General features: G+C 73.3%; 1 protein-coding gene. It reads left to right on the forward strand.

Translation table 11 applies throughout. The features are described from left to right. The first annotated feature begins 43 nt into the window (after positions 1-43). Positions 44-784 (forward strand): tyrosine-protein phosphatase, encoded by a 741-nt coding sequence (locus tag GH736_RS23535; RefSeq protein WP_159607491.1) that lies wholly within the window; start codon positions 44-46, stop codon positions 782-784. Positions 785-902: the final 118 nt, after the last annotated feature.

Consider the following 902-nt stretch of genomic DNA (forward strand, 5'->3'; position numbering starts at 1 on the left):
GCTCCCAGCCGCGGTGTCGTCGCCGCGCGGTAGGCTCGCGTCGATGGAGACCTCGACGCGCATCCCGGTTCCCGGCACCTACAACTTCCGCGATGTCGGCGGACTGCCGGCCGCGGCAGGCCGGGTGCGCGAGGGCGTCCTGTTCCGCTCCGACGGGCTCCACCGGCTGGGTGACACCGGCCGCGACGAGCTGCGCAGGCTCGGCGTCGGCATCATCATCGACCTCCGCGACCAGAACGAGTCGCGCGCCATGCCCGACGACCTCGACGGCCTCGACGTCGAGGTGCTGCAACTGCCGGTGTTCGAGGGCTCCGGCGCATCGCAGGGCGCCGGTGGCATCTCGCTCGACGCCCTCTACGAGCGCATCGTCACGCAGCACGCGTCGGTCGTGGTGAGTGCGCTGCGCGAGATCGCGAGCGCCGGCGACCGCTCCGTGGTCGTGCACTGCACCGCCGGCAAGGACCGCACCGGCATCGTCGTGGCCCTCGCACTGCTCGCCGTCGGCGTCGACCACCAGGCCGTCGTCGACGACTACGCGCGCACCGAGGCGAACCTCGCGGGCGAGTGGCTCGAAGAGATGGTCGCGCTGATCGGCCGCTACGGCGTGCCCGACACCCCCGAGCTGCGGGTGCTCATGGGCGGCAGCCCGCCCGAGGCGCTCGAGGGCGTGATCGACACCGTCGAGCGCATGCACGGCTCCGTGCGCGAGTACCTGCTGGCGTCGGGCCTCAGCCTCGCCGACCTGTCGGCACTCGAGCGGTTGCTCGTCGAGCCCGACGCCTGACGCCGCGCCGCCTGCTCAGGTGAGATCGGCCGTGAAGCGTGCGTCGACCGACGCCTCGATCACGAGCTCGGCCGGCGCGAACTCGGGCGCGGGCGGCCCGCCCAGATCGGCGGCCGTG

The sequence above is a fragment of the Agromyces humi genome (assembly GCF_009720255.1).
Taxonomy (GTDB): Bacteria; Actinomycetota; Actinomycetes; order Actinomycetales; family Microbacteriaceae; genus Agromyces; species Agromyces humi.